Genomic DNA, 3,236 nt, shown 5'->3' on the forward strand with positions numbered 1-3,236 from the left:
CTCAGGCGCAAGCTGCTGGGTGAAGAACATCCAGATGTCGCACAAAGTCTCAACAACCTAGCGGCACTCTACTACTCCCAAGGCAGATACAGCGATGCCGAACCCCTTTACATCCAAGCTTTGGCACTCTGGCGCAAGCTGCTGGGTGAAGAACATCCAGATATCGCACAAAGTCTCAACAACCTAGCGTATCTCTACGACTCCCAAGGCAGATACAGCGAAGCCGAACTCCTTTTCATCCAAGCATTAGATATTTTTGAGCGACGGTTAGGGGTGAATCATCCTAATACTGTTACTGTGCGTGAAAATTTAGCATATTTGCGCGATCGCATCCCCCCAAATCCAGAATAAGCTAGTTTTGTGCAAAGCGTATCGTGATAAAACTGAAAAGTGCGTTAGCGAAGCTCACCGAAGGTATCGCCTAGACTAAAATTTATATTGAACTAAGTAACCTGAGTTCGGGTTAAACATCTGAAGGTAAAAGCCACTCAAGTTGAAGGCTAGGTTTCTTAGGTTGGTGACAATAGGCAATTAATCCGCATAGAACATTAACACAAAAATTAATGGGACTACGATGTCTGGAATGTTCAATTTGGGAAAGGTTTTTGCCTAGCTACTTGCCTTTATCCAAAATGCAAAATCGATTAATCTTCTTTTTGTAAAATATCATCATCAATCCGTTGCTCCCGATTAACATCAGGACTATCTGCTGTCCAATAGTCCTCTACTTCAGGAGATTTAGAAACCATCACCAACTCAGTCTCTTTTTTCTGATTATTTCCCCATTCATCTAAAACATCTTTGATTAACACTTCTTGCAACCAAATCTTAGCCACAACAGTCAGGGGTAGTGCTAGAAATAATCCTAAAAAGCCAAAGAAAGTTACGAAAAATAGTTGGGCAATTAAGGTTATGGCAGGTAGCAACGAAACTTGCTGTGCCATCACAATGGGTGTGATGAAATTACTCTCAACCTGTTGAATGATAAAGTAGAGAATCAAGACAGCGATCGCTTTCCAAGGTTCATCTAAGAAGGCGATCGCCATTGCTGGGATTACACTCATTGTTGGGCCCAGGTTGGGAATTAAGTTAAAAAATCCGGCTAAAACCGCTAAAGCTAGTGCTGCCTTGACATGTAAAATTGATAAGCCAATGAGACTCATCAGCCCTACTACAAAGATGGCAATGAAAGCGCCTGTAATCCATCCCTCCAAAGAGACTTCACATTTATCTAAAATACCATCTACCCGTCGCCGATAAAATGAAGGGAAAAGCCGGACAAATACTTTGCGGTAAGCTATTGGGTCGGCTAACATCATTCCTGTTAAAACCAACACTAGCAAAATCTTGAGGACGACTTCTAAAGAGCCAGATACAAAAGCAAAGGAGTTTCCTAGTAATCGATTGGCGAAGGGCTGTACTTGTTGGATGAGACTATTGATATCTGGGATATAAGGAACTAACTGGTCAGGAATACGAGTTCTCAGGGCATCAAGCCAACTATTAAAGCGCCCAAACCCTTTAGGAACCTGATAAGTTAGTTCTTGAAACTGCTGTGCAAATGGTGGGACAATAAGCCAGAAAAAACCCACAATACCTGCGAAAAAGATCGCTACTGCCAGGAGAACGGCGAATCCACGCTTCATCCCAAAGCGTTGAAAGCGTTTTGCTAGCCGATTCAAGGTTGTGGCTAACACAACTGCGGCAAACATAAGCAAAAGCACTTCCCGGATTTGCCACAGGATGTATAAAGAAAGAACTATGGCGATTAAGCCGATCCATTGACCGAGGTTCACAGGCTAACTCCCAACGGTTGGCGAGATGCAATTTTGTTGTAATTCAGCTAGGTTAGCTGATTTTAGTCACTTGTGCGTAGATCGTTTGAGTTAATTTTGTTTTTGTGCTTGAAATCGCCACAGTAGCGCGATCGCTATAATCACAATCGGCAACAATACTATAATTAGCGCGTTGGTTCCTGTCGCCGGAATTGATAGACTTGGCCCCACGTATTTAATTAATACTGATAACAAAGCCGACAGTAAAAGCAGTTTCAGAACAAATCCTAGTTGATTTCCCATAAAAGTACGGCATAAAATTTTTTGTGGTACATACGAGTTTCGCTATACCGTTCAGTTTCTACAATAAACCTACAGATACAATCCTTTCCAACTTTCTTTAGGAAATGCGTTCGCTTTTTTAGGTCAAAGTCAACCAGCCAAAAATTTGTTCTACAGTCAGTTCCAACTCCATACCCTCTAGGATAGGTAATTATTTATCTGCACCTTCGTATAATTCCACCCTCTGTCCAGGAAACACCCCCAGCACACTTTCATCTTCCGGGTTGATTAACCAGCCGAATTCAGTACCATTGCGCGAACAATGCAATAATTTACTCAACACTTTTTTGAACTTTTGGTCTGGAGAAAGAATCTCAATTTCGTCTAAAGTGAGTTGGGGTTGAGTTGCGATCGCCATCAGCAAATAGCGTTGAGGGGATGGTTTAATTATCTGCCTTAGCGATCACCTAGAGTATTAATTCATAAATTAAATTGTCTCTTCGCTTGATCACTATTGACAAAAACCAGTATTTGTGCTGATGATAGCTGTAAAAAATACAGCCATTATAAATAGTGGTACATCGCTCGTTACACCAAAGTATCGCGGATGAACTGAATGTCAAGAAAGAATCATTGAAGAAAAATTCAGAAGTTAGATTCAGGAGCGAAGCCGGAGACGTTTCCGTTACTTCGGTCAAATCAAGACCACTAAATCTTCCAATTCAGCGTGAGTCTTAAACCTCTCTATTCAGAGGATGGCGGACTTGCTAGTGCTTATTGGGTCAAAATAAACAACTGAATTTTGACCCAAGAAGACATCCGGCTCCCCTCCTGACTGCTGAATTCTTATTTAGTAAATTTAAGGAGAAGGGTGTTGGTGAAACAAGTCATTATTGAAAACTCTAGTATTAGTTCAGTATTATTAAACAAGCCTGTAAGTATTATCTCTAGACTGCGACCTGTGGCATTCGGCTTTGTTTTAGCAGCAGTATTATCTAATTATCAGCAGGTAATTGCCCAAACTCCAAATCCTGAGACCTTACCACCTGGTCGGTTAGAAGAAGTTCCAATAACACCCTTACCCACTGATGTGTTGCCAAAGCCAACAGAGAACAATCAATTGGTTCCTTTGCCAACAATACCAGATGAATCAATTCCAAATCAGGATGACTCGAATGC

Annotated in this window: 4 protein-coding genes and 2 pseudogenes; 2 read left to right on the plus strand and 4 right to left on the minus strand. The window is 41.5% G+C overall.

Annotated features, from left to right (window positions below; genetic code table 11):
* Positions 1 to 351: tetratricopeptide repeat protein (locus tag V7K69_RS16425; RefSeq protein WP_335036118.1), on the plus strand; the 351-nt coding region annotated here is incomplete at its 5' end.
* A 112-nt stretch (positions 352 to 463) separates the two neighbouring features.
* On the opposite strand, the pseudogene V7K69_RS16430 reads toward V7K69_RS16425, so the two are convergent.
* The 4 genes and pseudogenes from V7K69_RS16430 to V7K69_RS16445 all read right to left on the minus strand — a co-directional run.
* Positions 464 to 607, minus strand: a pseudogene (locus V7K69_RS16430) (IS982 family transposase); the annotation flags it as partial.
* A gap of 37 nt (positions 608 to 644) precedes the next feature.
* Complete coding sequence (locus V7K69_RS16435) at positions 645 to 1,796, minus strand: AI-2E family transporter (protein ID WP_335036120.1); 1,152 nt, start codon at positions 1,794 to 1,796, stop codon at positions 645 to 647.
* Positions 1,797 to 1,886: 90 nt separating this feature from the next.
* Positions 1,887 to 2,078, minus strand: coding sequence for a hypothetical protein (locus tag V7K69_RS16440; RefSeq protein WP_174708011.1), 192 nt, complete (start codon positions 2,076 to 2,078; stop codon positions 1,887 to 1,889).
* A 190-nt stretch (positions 2,079 to 2,268) separates the two neighbouring features.
* Positions 2,269 to 2,475: a hypothetical protein gene (locus tag V7K69_RS16445; protein ID WP_335036124.1), complete on the minus strand. Its 207-nt coding sequence runs from the start codon at positions 2,473 to 2,475 to the stop codon at positions 2,269 to 2,271.
* A 459-nt stretch (positions 2,476 to 2,934) separates the two neighbouring features.
* Between V7K69_RS16445 and V7K69_RS16450 the strand changes: the two are divergent.
* A pseudogene (locus V7K69_RS16450) lies at positions 2,935 to 3,236 on the plus strand (ShlB/FhaC/HecB family hemolysin secretion/activation protein); the annotation flags it as partial.

The sequence above is a fragment of the Nostoc sp. genome, from assembly GCF_036917775.1.
Classification (GTDB): domain Bacteria; phylum Cyanobacteriota; class Cyanobacteriia; order Cyanobacteriales; family Nostocaceae; genus Nostoc.

What these genes read in the sequence shown, in the direction of transcription:
- V7K69_RS16440 (WP_174708011.1), bottom strand. Translation starts at nt 2,078, where the DNA reads ATGGGAAATCAACTAGGATTTGTTCTGAAACTGCTTTTACTGTCGGCT.
- V7K69_RS16445 (WP_335036124.1), bottom strand. Translation starts at nt 2,475, where the DNA reads ATGGCGATCGCAACTCAACCCCAACTCACTTTAGACGAAATTGAGATT.